The organism is Chryseobacterium soli, assembly GCF_000737705.1.
Taxonomy (GTDB): Bacteria; Bacteroidota; Bacteroidia; order Flavobacteriales; family Weeksellaceae; genus Chryseobacterium; species Chryseobacterium soli.
Map to the genome: position 1 here is coordinate 421,852 of NZ_JPRH01000003.1, position 22,004 is coordinate 443,855.

Sequence of the window (22,004 nt, forward strand, 5' to 3'; positions counted from 1 at the left end):
AAAACAGAATATTAAAATGGTTTTGATAATATTGAAATGTTTTGTCATTTTTTGACATAAAATACAAGGTTACATTTTCTGTAGTTAATAACTCAATGTAATAGTTTTGCCTTCGAAAAAGAATATATATTTTATTGTACATAGAATTAGCAGTTGTTTATACTAAAATTTAAGGAACAATCTTTCCTTCTGAAATAATGGCTTGTTATAAAATTGCTATGCCTTTTCAATAATTTATCGTATCAATTTATTTTTTCTTTATGAATCTAAATTAACATTTTATGAAAAAAACTTATTTTTAATTGGGTTTGTACTTTTCGCAAACTCTCTTTTCTGTCAGGTTGGGATTAATACCGAAGCTCCAAAAGCTACTTTGGATATTGTCTCACCCCCATCGACTACAATTCCTGCGGGAGTAATTGCTCCTCGAATAACTGGTAATGACCTTAAGGCTGCAGACACTAATTATGGAGTCGATCAAAATGGTACTATTATATATGTTACAGAAGCAGTGAATAACTCTTCCAGTAAAACAGTTAATGTGAGCAAAGCCGGTTATTATTCCTATAATGCAGATGAACAAAAATGGGAACCTCTCGGAAGTGCTTCCGAGCCTTGGTTTTCAAAAACAACCAATAGTGGGGCAGCCTCTAATACAGAAAATATTTATCAGCAGGGACAAATCGGAATTGGAAGTTCTTCTATAGATAACAATGCCCAATTAGATATCGTTTCTTCTACTAAAGGTGTTTTATTTCCAAGATTAACAACGGATCAGAGAGATGCAATTCCTGCTTCTTTAGCAAATGGGCTGTTTATTTATAACGTTTCGACTAACTGTTTTAACTACTACGATGCCAAGGTGACACGATGGCTGAGCCTTTGTGGTGATCTAGGACCAGCTACTTTTACCATATTTAACTGTGATGTACCGTCAGGACCAAACACGGCTTATACTTTTAGACAGGGAACAAGTTTAAACGGCAACCCGCAGGCAACATATAACGTAGTTTTAAATGTAAGTGAACCGGGTAATTATACAATTAAGGTTTCTACTACGAACGGATATTCCTTTTACAAGACCGGTGTATTTAATTCGACAGGTCAATATACAGTAGCACTGGAAGGTTCTGGGACTCCTATTAATCATAATGAAGGTGCTATACCTGATGATGTTGTAAGTTTGGAACTGAATGGAATTCCTGTAACGCCTAGCTGTACACTGCCACCTGTTAATGTATTGTCATCGGGAGCAACCATTACTAGTATTAATTGTACAAGTGGTATTACTTATGGTTCCGGAACTTACACAACCGGACAAAATTCATTCTCTGCAAGTACGAATTATATTGATGTGGCACTGACTATTTCAGGAAGCGGAAATATAACTTTAGAAACAGATACTCAGAACGGGCTTAAGTTTTCATCCGGTTCTGTTGCAGTTACCAGCGCAACAACATCCATACGTATGTTTGCACAAGGCAGCATTGGAAGTACTCCTGGGGTTGTCAACTTTACACTTCAGAATGTTACGCCTAATTGTAGTGGTAATATTTCCAGAACAATCATCTCGTCAAAAGGATCGTTTGCAGATCCGGCTAACAGATGTACAGAAATCCTGAGCCAGAATCCTACTGCTCCGGACGGTTATTACTGGGTGAGAGATGCATCAAGCAACAAGTATAAAACGTATTGTGATATGAGCAATGGCGGCTGGACCCTAGTGAAATCTTTATCTGAAAAGCAGATTTTGGTAGTAGAAAGAACTCAGGATGAGTCTATAGGCTCTCAAGGGGCAAGAAATGTAGTCACTACACAAACTGGAATTTTTAACGAATATGCATTCTCAGTACCTTCTGCAGTAGTAAATAATATTGGCAGTTCAACAGGTACTACTAAAAACTTCAGATTTACCATTAAAGAAAAAGGGCATCAGAATACAGGTACAGTTACTTCTTCAATTGTGGAAAGTACTACAACCGCCCCAATCAACGATAGCTGGACATTGAACAATTACTGGAATGTTACTATTAATGATGGAAACCCAGCAACAGGTAATTATAATAATGATAACAATACATCTGAAGGAAAATTATTTGGATTTCCTTGGGGGAAACCGGTTGCCAGTTCTAATACTTATCAGTTTAACGGTATAAACTTCCGACTAAATCCTCAGGGAATGTACAGCCAGGCTAATTTCTTTACAGGATTTTATGGAGGACGTGGTTATGTATCAACTAATGATGTGGCTAATAACCTGACTTATACTTCAAGTAATGGTAGTTCAGCAACATTTAACAAGTATGATATCAACGACTTATTCGGAATCTATATGAACTCTGAAAACCAGATAAACCACCACATTGGTACTTGCGCAAACAGTACTGATGATTATGGAGGTGCAAGTTCTTGTAATAATGGGTGGAACAACTGGAGACCTCATAATTTTAATAACGGAGAAGGTAGAATTGTACAGTATTGGGTAAAATAAAAAACAAATAATAATTAATGGCAGCCATTGGTGTAAGAGATGGCTGCCTTATTGAAAATTTTGCAAACAAACTTTACAGCATACTGCTAATATATTACAGCATATTTTAAAACTGTAGAATAAATCTTTAGTCGAAAATTAAATTTTTAATTAATTTGAATGAGATTCTAAAAACACAAAAATACAATCATTAACGATGAATTTTGATTTAAAAAAATATTCATACAGGTTCTCTAATATACAAGAAAGTTGCAGGAAGCGGGATAGAAATATTCTGCTTTCTTTAATTTTTGGAATAGGTAACCCAACTGATATTATTAAACTACATATGTTATCATGTTTGTAATGATGATGGAGAATATCTTAATCAAAATTTTCAACATAAAATTTTGAATATTTTAATTATATGTATTAAATGATGACTATTTTATTTGTAAAATAAAATACAATTTGAATTTTTGTATTTTCATGCTTCTATGTAATCAAATAGCTAATTAATTTTGTTTTAATAATTTTTTATGATGAATAAATTTATTTTCCTTTTTATTTCTATTCTTTTTTGCAATTTCATAAATGGGCAAGTCTCAACACCTAAATCTATTGATAGTTTGTGGAATTTAGTTAAAAATAAAAATATGTATGATAAAGATGGTAGTAAAGAAATGCTGAGATTATGTACTGAGATATACTATCAATCTAAAAGTATACATTATGAACGCGGTGAGCTAAGATCTATAGTGAAAATGTCTGAAATCTATAGCAACGAGGGAAACTATAAAGAATGTTTTAATAAGATTTCAGAAGGTCTTATTTTGGCTGAAAAGTCGGAAAATTATGTAAATTGGTCGAACTTACTCATATTGCAGAGTGGTGTTTATACGGAATTAGGATATTTTGAAAAAGCAAAAAATAATTTCGCAAAATGCTTACTTATTACTGATAAAATATCAACAAATGACGAAAAACACTTAGTAAAAGCGAATCTCTTTAGACGTATTGCATACAATATGGATAAAGAAAATGTTTTGCCAAATAAGATTGATTCTGTGCTGCTTTATTATCAGAAGGCTTATGTTGAATCAAACAAATTGAGTGATAAATTTCCCGGGAAAAAAGAGTATATCTCAAGAAATGCAAAAAATATCGCGTCTGTATATCTCATTCAAAATAAAATTGCAGAAGCTGAAAAATATCTAAATGAATTTGAATCGTTGACAAAGAATAATATAAGACATCCTAACTATATTTCTTTTTTCATACTGAAAGGCCAGATTGAAAATAAAAAGAAAGACTATAGCAAAGGGATTGAGTACTTTAATAAATCAATACTGCTTTCTAAAGAACTTAAAATACTGCCATCAAAATTAATAGAAAGCTATTCTGGGATAGCAGAGTCTTACGAAGGCATTCATGATTATAAAAATCAAGCTGCCTATCTAGCTAAGGTTAAGAATTTATCAGATAGTCTTACGAAGAGTAATACAAAGATAATAGAGAGGGTAGGTTCATCTGTAAACAATAAAGAAGAAGATATAAATTATAATATTTTTTATATTCTAATAACTGTTGCGGTAATTTTGGGAATATTAATTTTATTACTGGCTCGAAAAAACCGTGGTAAAAAAGAAAATGATGCTCTACATAATGATAAGCAAGAGGGATTAATTCTTACTGATGTAAAAACTACAATTCTACAAGAAGAAAAAAATAAAAATAAAGAAATTGATTTTAAGTATTTAAGTGATATTATTGAACTGGCACAAAATAATGATCAATCGTTTCTCATTAAATTTTTAGATTTATTTCCAACATTTAATCAATCCCTATTAAATATAAGTACTCAGCTTACTCCAACAGATTTAGAGTACTGTGCTTTAATAAAACTTAATTTTGGTACTAAACAGATTGCTACTTTCAAAAAGACATCACTAAGTTCTGTAGAAAGCAGAAAATATAGAATAAGAAAAAAGCTCAATATCAATAATTCTGAAAATATCTATACTTGGATGACTAAAATATAAAAATAAGTCATGACCCTTTGTTGAAACATTCTGAAGGTAAGATATGCCACTCTGTAGATCAAGAGATGTCTTATTTCTCTTGTATTGGAATAGTAAAGTATCCATGAAGAAATTACAGCAGCCGATTTTAAAATGATGTTATAGGTTGAAAATTTAGATATGCAGAAAAGCTTTAGTGGTAAAAATGAATTTTCAATGGCAGATCCTTTCACTATTCAGAATAAATAATAAATAAGCTAAAATCAATTTAGATAAATGGTGTCTTATGATTGATCATCAGTATAAAAGGGCCTGTTTCTCAGCAGGCCCTATAAACACAAAAATGAAAAAAACATTCAGGCTTAAAAGCCCAAATAATATTACGTTTATTAGGATGTTCATTATGGTTCTTGTGTAGTGATTTTTTTTAATTTCATTATTTTTAAACTAAAATAGTTTTTTCCATTTTGCAACTGTGGTTCTGCTAAGTTTATAATGAGTAGCAAGTTGAGTGTTATTAAGTTTATTTATTTTTTGATACTCTAAAATTTGTTTAATATCGTGTATATTATAACTTCGATGTCTTTGATTGACGATTTCTGCATTTTTATTAATTTGATCAAAGATGAGCTGGTTAAGTTTGATCACTTCCATAGTAGTAAGCTCATTTTTATTCAATAAAGATTGACAAGCTTTTTTTTTATGTGGATGTTTTTTTATAATATCATTATAAATACGAACATAATCCGGTTGTAATTTTATTTCTTGTATTTGCTTAACCATTTGTATAAGGTTGTTTTAGGAATTCTATAATCTTCAATAATTTGTAGTTTTGTTTTCTCACCTTTTTCAATTATATCTAAAATGAAATCTATTAATTCTTTAGTATAAATATTTTTGCGAAAAGGAGTTCGGAGAGATTGTTGGATATTTGAAGTATCCTTGTAATTTGTATTTGCTTGCGGTGCAAATAATATTAAGTGCTGAGTATATATTCTAAATAAATCATATTTCAGTAATTTACTCCACTTTAAAATAACTTCTGAATCTAGGCTTTTTGCATTATACATATTTTCTATTTCTTCTTCCGTGCACTTTAAGAAATTGCAAATACGGGGTGCTTCTATTCCTGTTTCAGTAATTCTTTTTTTTATTATTGAACCTATATGAATATGCTTTAAATCAAAAGTTTTCATTTCCAGTTTTACTTTTTATATTTATTTATGATTTTGGAATTCAAATTTTATTATAGCAACTTTCTACGTGATAGATTAGGGCAATTATGAAAGGAATAAGTTGTTTTAAAATGTATGAAATCTATTTTCATTTTACCATAATCACATGTGCTTTTCCAGTTGATAAAATTATTATAATAGATTCTATAATGAAGAGATATGCAATTAGCATTTTATGACAAAATATGCTAAATTATTTCAAAACGATATTTTATGTATTCACATGCCATATTTTAACTTTTAATCACAGCTTTCATAGTATCTCTTTAATTGTAATGAAATGTAAATAGAGTATCTCATCAATAAATAATTGGTGAGTTTTTTTTAGAAATTATTTAATTTTTTAAGAATGGGAAATGGGAGGATGTTGGCGAAAAATAATATTAAAGCCTCTGAAAATCAAATGATTTTAGGGGCTTTAGTACCTAGTGTTGGGATCATTAAACACCCATGTAAAAATGGCGGTTCCCCCCCATTGTGGGGAACTAATTTATAGTATAAATTTGCAACTTTAATAAACACAATTATGATGAAAAATTTTAAAACGTTAATGCTATTTGCATTAACTCTCTTTATGTTTGGTTGTAGAACTGAACTTACCAATGATGCTGAAACTAATCTTACTCAATCGGATTTCAGAAAAATCATTAAGCTAAAAGATGCTTCAGCTTTCAAAAATTATCTTAAAGAGATTAAAAACAATCCTTCACACACTTACAGTAAAAATGAAGACATTTTCTCTTCATTATCCGATGAAGCTATAGTTACAGTAATTAGCCAACATAATGTTACCTCTTATAGTACAGTAATCAAACATTTAGATAGGTCATCAGATGTTTTGGTTTACAGTGTTGATAACGAGAATAAAAGCATTGGATTCACAGCACAATACAAACCTGCCGGACTTAACAAAAAACTATCATATTGACAATTTCACAGGGACAGTTGAGTATACAGCTATTGACGGCAGACCAATGGGGACAAGGGAACTTGTAAATGGAGTGCCTTTAACTCCTAATGCTAACGGTCAAAAAATAACAGCAAATAAAGGTGGATGTTCATATGGTATTAAACTTATAGAGGTAAGTTGCAATAAAGATCACCATTCTGTTTCTGAGTATGGAATATGTAAAGCAGACCAAAAACCTTATTATATTGTAGAAATCACTGAGGTCTGTCCAAGTGGAGGACAGCCACCAAAAGGATTTCCTAACATGGGATTTTATGACGGCGGAGGTGATGGTGGAGGCACTGGCACATCCAATGAAATGTCTATTCAGGATAGCTTTAATTATATGTTAAGTGAAGGTGGATTTTCTGAACTTACAACAGAGGAATATACCTATATCCAAAACAATCAGTATATTGGTGGGCAGTTACTCACATATTTTTATAACAATATGACAACATACAATGAGCAATTATTACATTGGAGCATTACCTATTTTAAAAATCAAACAATTTTAAATCCAAATAATGCATGGAATCAGTCTTTACCAACAATAAATTTTGCTCAGCAGTTTTTTACAAACAATCCTGATACAACTTGGGAAGAATTTTTGTATAATAAACATTCAAATGAACCTAATTCAAGCATTGATATAGAAAATAATGTAGCAGGAAATTATGATGAAAATATTTATGCTAATTTTGACTTTGAAAACCAACAAACCCAATGGCCAACAATAAACGCTGTTATTCCTATTTCTGAATTTGTAGGTTGGGGAGCAACGGGTGTCAGAAGAAATTGTATGGATTATGCAAGAGCACAGATTGCTAAGAAAGGATATAAAGTTTCAAACTACTATGACGTTGATTATCAAGGTAATAAACAAACTTTTCAAATATATACAGAACAAGGGGGCGTTAATTTAAATGACTTATATAAAGGAGTAAGCTATTTAAAATATGCTTTATCAAATGGAATTCCTGTTATTGTAGGAATTGATGACAAAACTGGGCACCCTGGGAACTTAGATAATTCTACCGACCATTTTGTTGTAATCGTTGGCATGGGAACAGATTCTAAAGGGCGCTATTTTAGATTTTATGATAATGCTTCTGGTGATGCTAGCCAAGGAACACATCCTGAAAATAAATTGTATATAAAATATCCCCAAAGAATTTTTACAGGACAAACTCAATGTGTTGGATATAGAGCTGATACGGGATATGATTATATCATGACAATGATTAGAAAAAGTAAATAATTATGAAAAACGGCTTTTTTGCTTTAGTACTTCTTGCAATAACTAATTGTAATCAAAAATTACAATTAAAAGATGCAACTAATACTCATACTGTTCAGATTGATTATAAAAATATAGATAAGGCTATTTTTTTTAAGAATCATTCAAATATAAATACTACATATTGTATACAAGGTTATGATTTTTATCAATCAAGATATGTGATTCCTTTTGATGAAAAAGACAGTAAAATATTAGATTTATATAAGAAAAATAATTTCAAAGAAATAACTACAATTTTCTCATTTAGTAATCTTAAAAAAGATACCATATATTCTTTTCCATTAACGGATTCAGAAAATTTTTCAGTGTTCGGAAAAAAATATGAAAATACTAAAGATGGACACATTGATGATATTATCAAGGTTTATTTTAAAGTTTATGGTAGTAAAGAATCTGGTAAAATTGCTGTTATTGATAGTATAAGATAAAAACACTTATATTTTAATGGCAATGCAGTTAGTTTTACAGAAAAATCAGAATAGATAAAAGAAAAGATATGGAAAAAGTAGAAGTAGGAAAAGGTTTAATAGCTTGGCAAATAGGAATGATAATTCTTGTGGGATTATTGGTTTTGCTATCTATAAAAATTTATCGTAACTATAAAAAGAAAAGAGAAAATTGAAATCATTTCAAAATTATAAGAAATACAAATCTCAATAAATAGTGTTACATAAAGAAATGTAGATATTATTACCTCATCAATAAATAATTGGTGAGGTTTTTTTTAGAAATAATCAAAAATTTTATAAAAATCGGCAAAATGTCGGCAAAATACAAAACAAAAAAGACTTAACCGTTTCAAAAACAACGTGTTAAGTCTTTTAAATTGTACCCAGTACCAGAATCGAACTGGTACATCTTTCGATACTAGAGTTTGAGTCTAGCGCGTCTACCAATTCCGCCAACTGGGCTTGTTTTAAATTGGTGTGCAAATATAGGAACTTTTTTTATTATTCAAAAGTTTTTGCCTTAATTTTTTTAAAATTCTATCTCCAAACCGTCGTAGGCAAGGTGCATTCCGGCGGGAAGAAGCTTATCTTCAATATCATGCATTCCCAAATGATGACTGATATGAGTGAGAAATAATTTTTTAGGTTTCAGCTCTTCAAACAGCCTGATTACATCCGGAAGGATAAAATGGGCAGGATGCGGATCAAATTTTCTGATGCAGTTTAAAATAAGCACATCCAGATTCTTAAGTTTTTCCTTTTCGGTTTTAGAAATAAAGCCGGCATCCGTAATGTAGGCCAGGTTTTTAAATTTATATCCAAAAACGGTAATCTGATAATGAATAACTTCTACAGGAGTAATTTCTGTATCCAAAACAGAAAAAGGTTTATTTTCTATTTCATGCAAGTCGAAAGCCGGAGCTCCCGGATACCGTACATCAGCAAAAGCATACGGAAAACGGCTTTTTATTTCATGGCCAACTCTTTGGTAACAATAAATCGGCATATTTTTTCCACTTTTAAAAATAAGCGGGCGCATATCATCAAGACCGATCACGTGATCGTTGTGCTCATGCGTAATTAGGGCTACATCTACCGTATTTTCGTGATGTGCCAGCATCTGCTGCCTAAAATCAGGGCCGCAGTCGATCAATATTTTTCTGTTTTCTTCAGTTGTAACCATCACAGAAGACCGAAGCCGACTGTCCTTTGGATTTTTCGAAGTACATACCTCACATGTGCAGCCTATAACGGGTACACCCTGGGAAGTTCCCGTTCCTAAAAATTTCAACTTCATTTTCTTTTGAGGTTGGTTTAATTTTGGTAAATTTACGAAAAATTTAATGTCATAATGTATCAGAAACTAACTCCTAAACAAAAAGCATTAACAATTAATCTAGATCCTACTATTTATGGTACTTTCGCAGAAATTGGAGCAGGGCAGGAGACTGTTCGACATTTTTTTAGAGCAGGAGGTGCTTCCGGTACAATTGCCAAAGCGATGTCTGCTTACGACAAAGATTTTAGTGATGCCATCTACGGAAAAGAGGTAAAAAACAGATATGTTACCCAAAACAGACTCCGCAAAATGCTTCGATACGAAGTGGCATTAATTGAAGAGAGGATTTCCAGAGAAAACAATCCCAACAGAAAGTTTTTCTCTTATGCCAATACCGTTACCACCATTAATTTCGACAAAACAGTAAAAGGCCACGGCTGGGTAGGAATCCGTTTTCAGGTAAAAGAAAATGAAGATTATAACGAAATTGTAATTCACGTAAAATTTAAAGAAAATGATGCAACCCTACAGCAGGAAACGCTGGGATATTTAGGGGTTAATCTTATTTTTGGAGCTTTTACGTATTATGACAATCCAAGACGATTGATCGAATCTTTATATGATGACGTAGCGACCGATAACCTTGAAATTGATATGATCGATTTCAGCGGACCGGCTTTTGCCTATGTAGACAACAGGCTGATGTCATTGCAGCTGGTTAAAAATAATATGACCGATGCGGTTATTTTCAATTCTCAGGGGAACAACATGCTCCCGGCTGATATTTTATACAAAAAAAATATTTTTGCTGTAAGGGGAAGTTTCAGACCGGTTACCAAAGTAAATATTGATATGCTTCAAAACGGTATAGATATGTTTATGAAGGATGCCATCTGTACCCATGAAGAAACGGAGATTTTAATTGAAATCACCATTTCAAACCTTAGGGCAGACGGGGATATTGATGAAAGGGATTTTCTTGACAGGGTAGATGTTCTCGGTAAGCTGGGATACACCGTTATCGTATCCAACTTCTCAGAATATTACCGATTGATTGATTACTTTGCATCCTATACATCTGGAAATATTGGAGTTGCTATGGGCGTGAATAATATGCTCATGGTATTTGATGAGAAATATTATACCAACTTATCTGGAGGAATTTTGGAGGCATTTGGTAAATTCTTCCGTAACGGAATGAGAGTGTATCTGTATCCTTATAAAGATCCGGAAACCCATGAATTACTGGATTCTTCAAACCTTAAAGTAGAAGAAAACCTTAAAGAACTGTATAAATATTTCAAACACAACAACCGTATTGTAGATATTACCAGTTATAACCCGGAGTTTTTGGAAATTTATTCCAGAGAAATATTAAGAAAAATCGCGTGCAATATCAAGGGGTGGGAAAACCAGGTTCCGGATGGTGTCGCAGAAATGATAAAAGAGCGCGGAATGTTCGGATTTAAAGAAGAACTTTCGTTAAAACAATTTTCTTAAATAAAACAATATACAATGTCAGAATTAAAGAAAAGGCTTTCTTCTATTCTTGAAAGCCCAAAACATAATACAGAAGAAAAACTTGAAAAAGTTTGTCATCTATTGGATCAGGAGATTTCCTATTTCAACTGGACCGGTTTCTACTTTAAAAACGGAGATAAGGATGAGTTGATTTTAGGCCCTTATGTAGGAGCTCCTACAGATCATACCATCATTCCTTATGGAAAAGGAATTTGCGGTCAGGTTGCTGTTTCTAATGAGACGTTTGTGGTTCCTGATGTTAACCAGGAAAGTAATTACCTGAGCTGTTCCATTGATACAAAGGCTGAGATTGTAGTTCCGATCTTTAAAGACGGAAAAAACGTTGGTCAGATTGATATCGATTCTCATAAAGTGGATCCATTCACAGACGAAGACAGGGAATTATTAGAATGGCTTTGTAAAGAGGTTTCTAAGATTATATAATTTGAAAATATTGACTCCGATCGAAAGATCGGAGTTTTTTTTGAACCACTCCGTCAAATCTGAGATTTGCCACCCCTCCAGAGGAGGGGAATTTTGATCCGACACTTTTTTGTTGGTGACTTACAGATTTTACTACTTTTGAAGTGAATGCATTTCTGAGAGCAATTCCTTAAAGTAATTTTCACACTTGGCGATATGGGTTCCATACCATGAAAAGGCCTCACCATCCACAATCATGATCTTTTTATCAGTATACACTCCTTTTAGTTCTGCAATATGCTTTTCTTTAAATGGAAAAGGTTCGGAAGAGAGCATAATAACATCTGCCTCCGCAAGATCTTCAGCTTTAATTTCGGGATAACGGGTTGTATGGTTGAAAATATTTTCAAAACCGATTTCTGAAAGGATACGGTGGATAAAAGTATCTGAACCTACGGTCATATAAGGATTGTTCCAGATCAGGTAGGCTACTTTTATAGAAGAATCAATTTTAGCTTGATTTAATACCTCGTATGTTTTAAGATTGAATATCTGGGCTTTTTCTTCTTTATGAAAAAGATGACCTAACTGTTTCAGGAGATAGTAATTGTCTTCAATGGTTTCTACATTGGTAACAATCACTTTACAATCGTCCATTAGCGCTTCTACCTGTTCTTTAATATTTTCTTCCTTGTTGGCAAGAATAAGATCAGGTTTCAGGCTTTTAATCTTTTCAATATTGATATTTTTTGTTCCGCCGATAATAGGAACATTTTTTACCTTTTCTTTGGGATGAATACAGAATTTTGTTCTTCCAATCACTTCATTTTCGGTTAAACCCAAATCGAATAAGGCCTCAGTAATTGAGGGTACCAGAGAAATAACTTTCATATGCAGACTTTGTCAGCCTAAATTACAAAAGTTTTCCCGTAAGGAAAAGTCCGGCAATGGAAAAATAAATGATAAGCCCGGTAACGTCTACCAAAGTCGCTACAAACGGAGCAGAAGATGTCGCAGGATCGAGTTTTAATTTTTTCAGTATAAATGGAACCATAGAACCGGAAAGAGTTCCCCAAAGGACGATTAACACTAAGGAAACAGCAACACTTAAGCCTACATATACCCAGTGAATCCCGTAATTGAAGAGACCGATTTTGTGCCAGATCATGATTCTTAAGAAGCCGATGACCCCAAGAATACTTCCAAGAGATAATCCGGTAAATATTTCTTTCTTCATTACATACCACCAGTCTTTCAATCCTATTTCCTGCAGAGCCATCGCACGAATGATCAGCGTTGCGGCCTGGGATCCAGAATTTCCACCACTGGAAATAATAAGAGGTACAAATAAAGCCAGAACTACAGCTTTCTGAATTTCATCTTCAAAGAAGCCCATCGCAGAAGCGGTAAGCATTTCAGAGAAAAATAATATGACCAGCCACATTCCTCTCTTTTTTACCATTTCCATAAGAGAAGTTTGGGTATAAGGAAGGTCTAATGCTTCCAATCCACCAAATTTCTGGATATCTTCGGTATTTTGTTGCTCTATCTGGTCTAGGATATCATCAATCGTTACAATTCCAACCAAAACTCCGGCTTCCGTAATAATAGGAAGAGCAGTTCTGTCGTATTTTTCGAAATAGGTAACCGCATCTTCTTTTGAGGTCATCGTAGTAATAGCCACAAAATGATTGTCGGTAATTTCAGAGATCAGCGTGTCCTCTTCAGCCAGCAGAAGGCTTCCTAGCGCAATATCATCCACCAGGCGGTTTCTTTCATCCACTACATATAGGTGGTTCATAGTTTCCACTCTTTTTCCCACCTTTTTGATCTGCTGAAGACATTTTTTTACCGTCCATTCCTTACGGATCTGGATATAATAAGGAGTCATCAGACGGGCAATAGAATCAGAATTATAGCCTAAAAGCTTCAGGGCAATCCTTCTTTCCTGCGGATTAAGATGGTTAATCGAGTATTTGATAAGTTCATCCGGAAAGTCCTCAAAGAGGGCAGTCCTGTCATCCGGAGTCATTGCATTCAGAATTTCAGAAACCTCGTCGCTTCCGATACTTCTGATGGTTTCTTCCTGAAAGTCAGGATCGAGATGCGAGAAAACTTCTGCTTTATACTCTTTCGGAACTTTCAAAAATGCCAGAAGCCGTTCATCAGCGTGAAGTTCGCTGAGGGTTTCGGCAATATCGGCAGGGTTGAAGATAAGTTCGTCTCTAGAATTCAAAGCATGAAATTTTTGGCTATGCAAAAATAATTCAAATTTTTAAGACTGGGTAGTAAACTGGAAAAATTAAGGATTAATTAAAGTTTTTATTCCTTTTGCAATATCCTGGAACAAAAAACATCCGCAAAAGCGGATGCCTAAAAATTAAATTTAAAATAGGATAAATCCAAGTATATTTTATTCAATACTGGGTCTGCATTCAATGATCGGTGATAGGATGCACATTCCGCCATCACAGCATTCGCCTGGCCAGCACTGCGTCTGTACGTTACACTTTCTGATCGGGCCGCCACCGTTGATTTGTTTTTGTTCGTTTCTGCTTATTTTTTTGAAATTAGAATTTTTCATGATATTTAGTTTTAGGAATTGGTGTTAAACTTCAACACAAGGATTGTACATGCATACATTTTGGCAGCATGCACCGCCCGGGCATTCAAAATGATAATTACATTTTTTAATTCCTAAACTGCCGCCATGAATTTCTTTAAGCAGGATTCGGCTCATTTTTTTGAGATTTGAATTTTTCATAGTATTTGGATTTTAGTGAAGTCTAAATTAATAAAAATATTTGAATAATTCATTTCATAGTGATTTTAAAGGGTCTTTTTTTTTTTGATAAAAAATCACGTTTTTATATAAAAATACCCGCACAAAGCGGGTAACAAGATTAAAAATGGATGCTAAATTTACCACCCAATATTAAAGTTCCATGCATGCATAAATTACGCATACCCTATCACAACACCATCCGCCAAAGCATTGGGAGTGGTTTGTACATCTTTTGATGGCTCCACCGTTTACTGATTTCTGTTCATTTCTGGTGAGTTTTTTCAGGTTTGAATTTTTCATAGCAATACTGTTTTAATGGTATTCACTAAATTACTGAAAATATTTAAATTATTCACCGTATAATGAATATTTATTACTTTTAAACGTGATTTTAATTGATGTGATGAATAATATTTAACGATATAATAATAGAGTAGACGTAGATTCATCGTCCAAAAGAATACAGAAATTAAAGTTCTGTTTCAGAAGGTCTTATTTTCTTTAATTTTTTCAGAATACCTTTTATAGCACCGTTTGTCCCAATCTTAATGGAGTTTTCAGCAGATCCCAAAAGACGCATATTTTTACGGTAGGTATCATAATCGGATTCCGTAATGAAGTTTCCTGCTGCGTCGAAAAGTTTCATGCTTACCACTACCTGATTGGAAAAAACATATTTTCCGATTCCTACTTTGAAATATCGGACTTTAGGAACGATAGCAAAGTCTGCGTCATTATTAATACAATAGTCGGAAATGGTTTGCTTGTCTATGCTGTCAAACGAAATCTGGGTTTCCGTTTTAAGCATTTTGTTTTTTCTTCCGCTTACATTATCAGAAACAGCGCTGAAGAATGCGTGGTTGGTAGGTTCTTTTATTTCTTCAATATCGGGTTCTACCTCAGGATTGAAGTATAGGACTTTTTTTATTTTGTTGTCGACATTTTTCTGAGCTTTTACCGAAGTTGCGCCAATCAATAAAAAAGTGCTGAATGCTGTAAAAAATAGTATTCTTCTCATTTGTAATTCGTATGCAAAATTACTGTCTTTTAATGGGATGACATAAAATTTATTAAGAAATTTTTAACATTTTTTTCTATCAATTTTGATACATGGAATCAATAATGTTTTGCCGGGTTAGAAAATAGTTGTAATTTTGCACCCGTTACATAATAATCATTAAACAATATTGGAATGTACTTAACAAAAGAAAAAAAGCAGGAAATTTTCGGACAACATGGAAAATCTGCAACAGACACAGGAAGTGCTGAAGGACAAGTAGCTCTTTTCACTTTCAGAATCAACCACCTATCTCAACACTTAAAGGCTAACCGTCACGATTTCGCAACGGAAAGATCTTTGGTAAAATTAGTAGGTAAAAGAAAAAGTTTATTAGATTACCTTAAAAATAAAGATATCGCAAGATATAGAGCAATTATTGCTGAACTAGGTTTAAGAAAATAATCTACAAAGATTTTCAAATAAGAAGCAGTTTCGAAAGAGACTGCTTTTTTTTGTGGAATAGGTTGATGAAGAATTAAACCACAAAAGTTACAAAAGTTTTAAACATTTTATTTTTTAAGTGTGGATGATACTGTCTAAGTTAAGATCATACAAACTTGAAAAATTAAGCATTTTATTGAGTATAAGAGAAAAAATATGCTCAATTCGACCAATCTGCGAGAGTTTAGCATAATCATCTGTGTGAATCTGAGAAATCAGTGGTCAAAAAAATAAAGCACAAAAGTCATAAAAGTTTTTAAATACTTTAGCTTTTCAAAGTTTAAATGATGCTGCATAAAGAAGTTCACATTAGTAAAAAAATCAAAGGTTTTTGTAAGATGGATTTGATTGTGCGTTGTTGTTATATACTTATATTATTAATCTGCTCAATTCGCTTAATCTGCGAGAGAGATCAAGCAAAAAGTTCTTAATTCTAGGATAATAAAAAATAAAAAAATGAGATACTGTGTAAGTATCTCATTCATTATATAGTTGAATATTAAAAATCTTAATGTCCTGATTTAGCTTCAGTAGTCTTTACATGGGCAAGATACTTCGTGCAGTACGCTCCGAAGATCAGAATAACCAAATAGCAAAATACCGGGATGATAAAGGAATGCTGTACTCCAAACTGATCCGCAAGGTATCCCTGGAAAATAGGGACGATAGCACCTCCTAAAATAGCCATTACGACTAAAGAAGATCCTTGGCTGGTGTATTTACCTAATCCTGAAATCGCCAGCGTATAAATGTTAGAGAACATAATAGAGTTGAAAATCCCTATTCCTAAAATACTGTACATAGCCAGTTCTCCATGATTAAGCATGGCAGAGATGAGTAGCACAACGTTCACTGCTGCGAAAATAGACAGGGTTCTTGCAGGAGCTGCTTTTCCAATAAAGAAAGCCACAAAATTAAGAACAATGAATACAAGGAAAAAGCTGATCTGTGCGAAAGTAAGATCTACAATACTGAAAATAACAAGAAACACAACACTTGCTGCACCCAGCATATATAATGCTTTTTTCCCTTGGCTTAAAGACTGGTTTAAAGATATAGCCCCCAGGAAACGGCCAATCATGGCACCGCCCCAATATAAGGCAAGATAATTTTTACTGATGATTTCATTAAAGCACATGACCTGAGGCTGCTCCAGAAAGCTGATGATAAAACTCCCTACGGCTACTTCTCCGCCCACATAACAGAACATGGCAAAAACACCGAATTTCAGATGGCTGAACTGTAATGCTCCCCAACCTTTTACAATTTCTTCTTCCTCTGAAGTCTGGAAGGAAGGAAGTTTTACTCTGGAGATCAGTAAAGCGACCAATAAAAGTATTCCTGCAAAAATAAGATAAGGAATCCTTGTCGCTACCGCACTGAAAGATCCGTCCGGAGCAGAGAAAAATTCAAAAATCAAATGTCCTCCAAGTACCGGAGCAATCGTTGTTCCGAATGCATTGAATGCCTGGGTCATATTCAGACGGCTGGAAGCAGATTCTTCGCTTCCTAATAAAGAAACATAGGCATTGGCCGTAATCTGCAGAACGGTAAAGCCGAGTCCTAGAATAAACAAAGCGCCTAAGAACAGTGGATAATAAGAAAAAGTAGCTGCCGGATAGAAGAGAATACATCCAAAAGCCGCCAGAAAAATGCCGAATAAAATTCCTTTTTTGTATCCTACCTTATTAATAGGATCTCCTTTGGAAATAGAAATGAAAAAATAAATTAGTGAACCAATAAAGTATGCTCCGAAGAAACAGAACTGTACCAGCATCGATTCAAAGAATGTGAGTTTAAAAAGTTGTTTCAGGTAAGGGATTAAAATATCATTCATACACGTAATGAATCCCCACATAAAAAATAGAAGAGTGATGGTAATCAGCGGAATGGTATAATTCCTGCTCTGCGGTTTTACTTCTTTATTATTCATAAACATTTATTTATTAAAAGGAAAGAGATTGATTAGACTCTTTCAGTTGGTTTTCAAATGAAATCCTCAAACTTTTTTGCCTGCTGCATTTATATTTTGAGAAGCAGGGCAAATATAGGGGAACAACTTTTTTTTCTGCAACTTTTTTAAGTGTTTTTTCTATAGTTTTTGGCTTTAAAGCTATTATTTGCTTTTTTTGAGACAATAATATTGAACCCACATTATTTTTATACAAAAACAACCTCAAAAAGAGGTTGTTTAAATTATTAAAAAAAATAGAATTAATTAGCTTTCTAAGACTGATTGATGCATGTCATTTTGTAATAAATGGAACTTTGAAGAATCACCCATATAGAAAATATTTTTGGAAGATGCTGATGGAATATATGGGTCATAATAACCGAAAGAATTGCTTAATGAACTCATGTGTACATTATTATTAGATAAATTATTTATGAATACATCATTGACCCTCCCAAGAATATTTTTATTAAACGTATTGGAAATTAAAGATAAAGCGGTCATTGAAGAAGTCTCAAAATAGATATCGTGGTTGGCATTTCCTTCAAAATAATTATTAATTAAACTTAGGGCTTCACGGCCATTAGCTCCAATAAATGTAAATTGCAGGCCTACTCCGAAATTACCTTCAAAACTGCACGAATCAAATTTCACAGCATGTCCTGCAATAATGACAGCTCCAAACTTATTATTAATTAAGAAAGTGCAATTACGGAAATTAAGCAGATTGGGATGAGTAAATCCTTTAGGTATTGCTGTTTTCTCATTGTACATACCATAATTACAAAATTTAGAAACCAAAAAAGAAACCTGGGCATTGCAGACATTAACTAATTGGAACCCGATGTCATACAATGAAATATCAATATTATTAACATTTGCACCCACAAAATCCTGAATCAGTAACCCAACTCCATAAAGGCTTTCTCCTTCTGGTTTAGTGATTGTAAGGTTACTGATAGAAAAATGAGGTGGCCTGGAAGGATCTGCAGGACCTTTGATAAATAATGCAACAGACGTAGGCCCGTAATTTTTAATGACCGAGTTTCCTAATCCTTTTCCAATGATCTGGATACGGTTTTTAACGGTTTCCTGCCATGAGAAGTCTAAAAGGAGTCCTTGAGTTATTTTCATTGTTCCTGCAGGAAGTACAATATTAAGTCCTAACCTACATGCGTTGTTGAAAGCTGATTGTAGAGCAGTCGTATCATCGTGAATATCGTTAGCCTGTACTCCAAAGATTCTTACATCAAGATCTCCGTTCAACACATCGGTTCTTACATAATAAAAAGGATTACCGGCAGAATCCATTTTTTTTCTGTAGACAATTCCGTCCACCTTTGTGTCATCTATTGTGGTTCCGTCAATCCAAGTACTTATTTTTTTGAAATTAACATTTTCATTGGTGTAGGTGTCAACTAAGTGTACCAAGCTATCATTGGTGTCAAAATTAGTTGCTGAAAAAAAAGCATCTGTAAAAGTCATAATTTTGTTTTTGATGATTAATGAATAAAATTTAAAATTCGTATAAGAATTTTATGTTATAGGCAAAAATATTTATTCATGGCGCCAAAACATGACGTATTATTTATTCATTTGAAAATTTAATATATCATTATTATACGCTATATTTGCAGACGAAAATTTAGACGAACTATCAATAATTAAAGCACTCAATACGGAGTGCAACACAAAACAATTTATGAGTATACCTCAAGCAATTACAGAAACGATTACTCTAGCAGACGGCAGAGAAATTACAATTGAAACAGGAAAATTAGCAAAACAAGCTGATGGTTCTGTAGTCGTAAAAATGGGTGGAACGATGCTTTTAGCAACCGTTGTAGCCAGCAAAGAAGCAAAAGAAGGAGTAGATTTCCTACCCTTAACAGTAGATTACAGAGAGAAATTCTACGCAGGAGGTAAGATTCCTGGAAACTTTTTCAGAAGAGAAGCCAGACCATCAGATCAGGAGATCCTGACCATGCGTTTGGTAGACAGAGTTCTTAGACCATTATTCCCTGAAGATTTCCACGCTGAAGTTCAGGTAATGATTTCATTGATTTCTTATGACGGGCAGTCAATTCCTGATGATTTAGCAGGTCTTGCAGCATCTGCAGCCATTGCTATTACAGATATTCCTTTCAACGGACCAATGTCTGAAGTAAGAGTAGTAAGAATCAACGGTGAACTTTCTATCAACCCTAAATTTGAAGATCTTAAGATTGCTGACCTTGACATCATGGTGGGAGCAACTAAAGATTCTATCGTAATGGTAGAAGGTGAGATGAAAGAAATTTCTGAGCAGGAAATGCTTGAAGCGATCCAGTTCGCTCATGTAGAAATCAAAAAACAAGTTGAAGCTCAGGAAAGATTAGCTGAAAAAGTAGGTAAGTCACTTCCAAAAAGAGAATACAGCCACGAAAATCACGACGAAGCTATTCGTGAGAAAGTGTGGAAAGAAACATATGATAAAGTATATGAAGTAGCAAAAACTCCATCTGGTAAAGATGAGAGAGGAGAAAAATTCAAAGCAGTTCGTGAAGAATTTTTAGCACAATATGCTGAAGATGCTGAAGAATTGGAAAGAGTAACTCCATTTGTAAAAGTATATTATCATGATGTAGAGAAAGAAGCGATGCGTCAGATGATTTTAAATGATAAAATCCGTCTTGATGGTCGTGATCCTGAAACCATCCGTCCAATCTGGAGCGAAATTGATTATTTACCGGGAGCTCACGGTTCAGCAATCTTCACAAGAGGTGAAACTCAGTCTTTAACAGCGGTAACGTTAGGTTCAGTGAAAGATGCGAACATGGTAGACAGCGTTATGGTAAATTATGACGAAAGATTTTTCTTACATTATAACTTCCCGCCATTCTCAACAGGTGAAGCAAGACCTTTAAGAGGAACTTCAAGAAGAGAAGTAGGACATGGAAACTTAGCTCAAAGAGCTTTGGCAAATATGATTCCTGAAGAAAACCCTTACACGATCCGTATTGTTTCTGATATTTTAGAATCAAACGGTTCATCTTCTATGGCAACTGTTTGTGCAGGAACTTTAGCATTGATGGATGCAGGTATTCAGATTACAAAACCGGTTTCCGGAATTGCAATGGGATTGGTAACAGATGTTAAAACCGGAAAATTCACCGTTCTTTCTGATATCTTAGGAGATGAAGATCACTTGGGAGATATGGACTTTAAAGTAACAGGAACTGCAGACGGTATTACTGCTTGTCAGATGGATATCAAAATCCAGGGATTATCTATGGACATCATGGAGAAAGCTCTTCTACAAGCAAGAAATGGAAGACTTCATATCTTAGATAAATTAAATGAAACGATTTCTGCACCAAGAGAAGACGTGAAACCTCACGCTCCGAAAATGGTAATGCTTGAAATCTCTAAAGATTTCATCGGTGCTGTTATCGGACCTGGTGGAAAAATCATTCAGCAGCTTCAAAAAGATACCGATACTGTTATTGCTATTGAAGAAGTAGGAGAAATCGGAAGAATCGAAATTTCTGGTGTAAGCAGAGAGAAAATCAATGCAGCGATTGCAAGAATCAACGAGATTACATTTGTACCTGTAGTAGGTGAAGTGTATCAAGGAAAAGTGGTAAAAGTAATGGATTTCGGAGCTTTTGTAGCTATTGCAAAAGGAACGGAAGGATTACTTCACATTTCTGAAATCGAATGGGCTCGTCTTGATAAAGTACCTTATAACGAAGGTGACGAAGTAGAGGTGAAGTTCATGGGTTACGATGATCGTAAGAAAATGAAACTTTCAAGAAAAGTTTTGTTGCCAAGACCTGAAAGAACTGAGTCCAAGCCAAGACCGGAAGGTCAAGACAGACCACAAGGTGATAGAAGACCACAAGGTGACAGAAGACCAGAAGGAGACAGAAGGCCACAAGGAGACAGAAGACCGGAAGGAGAGAGAAGGCCAGCTGATCAGGCACCAAATGAAAATGAAAACCCTTCAACTGAAGCTTAAGATTATTTCTTATTCATATAGAATCCCTCAATTTGAGGGATTTTTTTTGTCATAAATGTTAAATAAGGACGGCCAAAGGTAACCTTAGCCTATTTTGTTTATCTTTATCTAAAC

General features: G+C 33.8%; 21 protein-coding genes and 1 tRNA gene. 10 read left to right on the top strand and 12 right to left on the bottom strand.

Translation table 11 applies throughout. The annotated features are described in order from the left end of the window. Positions 1 to 373 precede the first annotated feature (373 nt). Positions 374 to 2,491 carry a fibrinogen-like YCDxxxxGGGW domain-containing protein gene (locus IW15_RS09345; RefSeq protein WP_034710774.1) on the top strand — a complete coding sequence of 706 codons (2,118 nt, stop codon included), beginning with the start codon at positions 374 to 376 and terminating at the stop codon, positions 2,489 to 2,491. Between the two features lie 518 nt (positions 2,492 to 3,009). Then, positions 3,010 to 4,512, top strand: coding sequence for a tetratricopeptide repeat protein (locus IW15_RS09350; protein ID WP_034710775.1), 1,503 nt, complete (start codon positions 3,010 to 3,012; stop codon positions 4,510 to 4,512). A gap of 426 nt (positions 4,513 to 4,938) precedes the next feature. Here IW15_RS09350 and IW15_RS09355 read toward each other — a convergent pair whose 3' ends face one another. Further along, a complete protein-coding gene (locus IW15_RS09355; RefSeq protein WP_034710776.1) occupies positions 4,939 to 5,274 on the bottom strand; it encodes a hypothetical protein in 336 nt (111 codons plus the stop codon). Continuing rightward, complete coding sequence (locus IW15_RS09360; protein WP_034710778.1) at positions 5,250 to 5,687, bottom strand: hypothetical protein; 438 nt, start codon at positions 5,685 to 5,687, stop codon at positions 5,250 to 5,252. The genes IW15_RS09355 and IW15_RS09360 overlap by 25 nt, the downstream gene beginning before the upstream one ends. A gap of 568 nt (positions 5,688 to 6,255) precedes the next feature. Here IW15_RS09360 and IW15_RS09365 point away from each other — a divergent pair. The 4 genes from IW15_RS09365 to IW15_RS23090 all read left to right on the top strand — a co-directional run bounded on the left by IW15_RS09365 (position 6,256) and on the right by IW15_RS23090 (position 8,600). After that, positions 6,256 to 6,654 (top strand): hypothetical protein, encoded by a 399-nt coding sequence (locus tag IW15_RS09365; protein ID WP_131368532.1) that lies wholly within the window; start codon positions 6,256 to 6,258, stop codon positions 6,652 to 6,654. Then, positions 6,599 to 7,936, top strand: a complete 1,338-nt coding sequence (locus IW15_RS09370) for a C1 family peptidase (RefSeq protein WP_034710780.1) — start codon at positions 6,599 to 6,601, stop codon at positions 7,934 to 7,936. Before IW15_RS09365 ends, IW15_RS09370 begins: the two co-directional genes overlap by 56 nt. Positions 7,937 to 7,938: 2 nt before the next feature. Continuing rightward, entirely contained in the window at positions 7,939 to 8,406 is a 468-nt protein-coding gene (locus tag IW15_RS09375) for a hypothetical protein (protein WP_034710782.1), read from the top strand. A gap of 68 nt (positions 8,407 to 8,474) precedes the next feature. After that, complete coding sequence (locus IW15_RS23090; protein WP_262483660.1) at positions 8,475 to 8,600, top strand: hypothetical protein; 126 nt, start codon at positions 8,475 to 8,477, stop codon at positions 8,598 to 8,600. Positions 8,601 to 8,807: 207 nt separating this feature from the next. On the opposite strand, the gene IW15_RS09380 is transcribed toward IW15_RS23090, so the two are convergent. Next, a tRNA-Leu gene (locus tag IW15_RS09380) sits at positions 8,808 to 8,889 on the bottom strand. Between the two features lie 67 nt (positions 8,890 to 8,956). After that, the gene (locus IW15_RS09385) at positions 8,957 to 9,724 is read right to left on the bottom strand and encodes an MBL fold metallo-hydrolase (protein ID WP_034710784.1); all 768 of its coding nucleotides are present in this window, start codon (positions 9,722 to 9,724) and stop codon (positions 8,957 to 8,959) included. A 54-nt stretch (positions 9,725 to 9,778) separates the two neighbouring features. Between IW15_RS09385 and IW15_RS09390 the strand changes: the two genes are divergently transcribed. After that, positions 9,779 to 11,206: a nicotinate-nucleotide adenylyltransferase gene (locus IW15_RS09390; RefSeq protein WP_034710785.1), complete on the top strand. Its 1,428-nt coding sequence runs from the start codon at positions 9,779 to 9,781 to the stop codon at positions 11,204 to 11,206. A gap of 15 nt (positions 11,207 to 11,221) precedes the next feature. After that, on the top strand, positions 11,222 to 11,671 hold the full coding sequence (locus IW15_RS09395; protein WP_034710786.1) for a GAF domain-containing protein: 450 nt from the start codon (positions 11,222 to 11,224) through the stop codon (positions 11,669 to 11,671). Positions 11,672 to 11,803: 132 nt separating this feature from the next. On the opposite strand, the gene IW15_RS09400 is transcribed toward IW15_RS09395, so the two are convergent. The 6 genes from IW15_RS09400 to IW15_RS09410 form a co-directional block, all read right to left on the bottom strand. Then, positions 11,804 to 12,541 carry an ABC transporter substrate-binding protein gene (locus IW15_RS09400; protein ID WP_034710787.1) on the bottom strand — a complete coding sequence of 246 codons (738 nt, stop codon included), beginning with the start codon at positions 12,539 to 12,541 and terminating at the stop codon, positions 11,804 to 11,806. A 22-nt stretch (positions 12,542 to 12,563) separates the two neighbouring features. Beyond that, positions 12,564 to 13,910 carry a magnesium transporter gene (gene mgtE / locus IW15_RS09405; protein WP_084681394.1) on the bottom strand — a complete coding sequence of 449 codons (1,347 nt, stop codon included), beginning with the start codon at positions 13,908 to 13,910 and terminating at the stop codon, positions 12,564 to 12,566. Positions 13,911 to 14,063: 153 nt separating this feature from the next. Next, the gene (locus IW15_RS22740; protein WP_165585173.1) at positions 14,064 to 14,234 is read right to left on the bottom strand and encodes a bacteriocin-like protein; all 171 of its coding nucleotides are present in this window, start codon (positions 14,232 to 14,234) and stop codon (positions 14,064 to 14,066) included. Between the two features lie 24 nt (positions 14,235 to 14,258). Further along, entirely contained in the window at positions 14,259 to 14,414 is a 156-nt protein-coding gene (locus IW15_RS22745) for a hypothetical protein (protein WP_165585174.1), read from the bottom strand. A gap of 171 nt (positions 14,415 to 14,585) precedes the next feature. Further along, positions 14,586 to 14,735 (bottom strand): bacteriocin-like protein, encoded by a 150-nt coding sequence (locus tag IW15_RS22750; protein ID WP_165585175.1) that lies wholly within the window; start codon positions 14,733 to 14,735, stop codon positions 14,586 to 14,588. A gap of 169 nt (positions 14,736 to 14,904) precedes the next feature. Continuing rightward, positions 14,905 to 15,453: a hypothetical protein gene (locus IW15_RS09410; RefSeq protein WP_034710789.1), complete on the bottom strand. Its 549-nt coding sequence runs from the start codon at positions 15,451 to 15,453 to the stop codon at positions 14,905 to 14,907. 174 nt (positions 15,454 to 15,627) lie between these two features. Between IW15_RS09410 and rpsO the strand changes: the two genes are divergently transcribed. Then, positions 15,628 to 15,897 (top strand): 30S ribosomal protein S15, encoded by a 270-nt coding sequence (gene rpsO, locus IW15_RS09415; RefSeq protein WP_034710791.1) that lies wholly within the window; start codon positions 15,628 to 15,630, stop codon positions 15,895 to 15,897. A gap of 547 nt (positions 15,898 to 16,444) precedes the next feature. On the opposite strand, the gene IW15_RS09420 is transcribed toward rpsO, so the two are convergent. After that, entirely contained in the window at positions 16,445 to 17,869 is a 1,425-nt protein-coding gene (locus IW15_RS09420) for a sugar MFS transporter (protein ID WP_034710792.1), read from the bottom strand. A 285-nt stretch (positions 17,870 to 18,154) separates the two neighbouring features. Then, the gene (locus tag IW15_RS09430; protein ID WP_034710794.1) at positions 18,155 to 19,375 is read right to left on the bottom strand and encodes a hypothetical protein; all 1,221 of its coding nucleotides are present in this window, start codon (positions 19,373 to 19,375) and stop codon (positions 18,155 to 18,157) included. A gap of 217 nt (positions 19,376 to 19,592) precedes the next feature. Here IW15_RS09430 and IW15_RS09435 point away from each other — a divergent pair, with 217 nt between their 5' ends. Beyond that, complete coding sequence (locus IW15_RS09435) at positions 19,593 to 21,890, top strand: polyribonucleotide nucleotidyltransferase (protein WP_034710795.1); 2,298 nt, start codon at positions 19,593 to 19,595, stop codon at positions 21,888 to 21,890. The last annotated feature ends 114 nt before the right edge of the window (positions 21,891 to 22,004 follow it).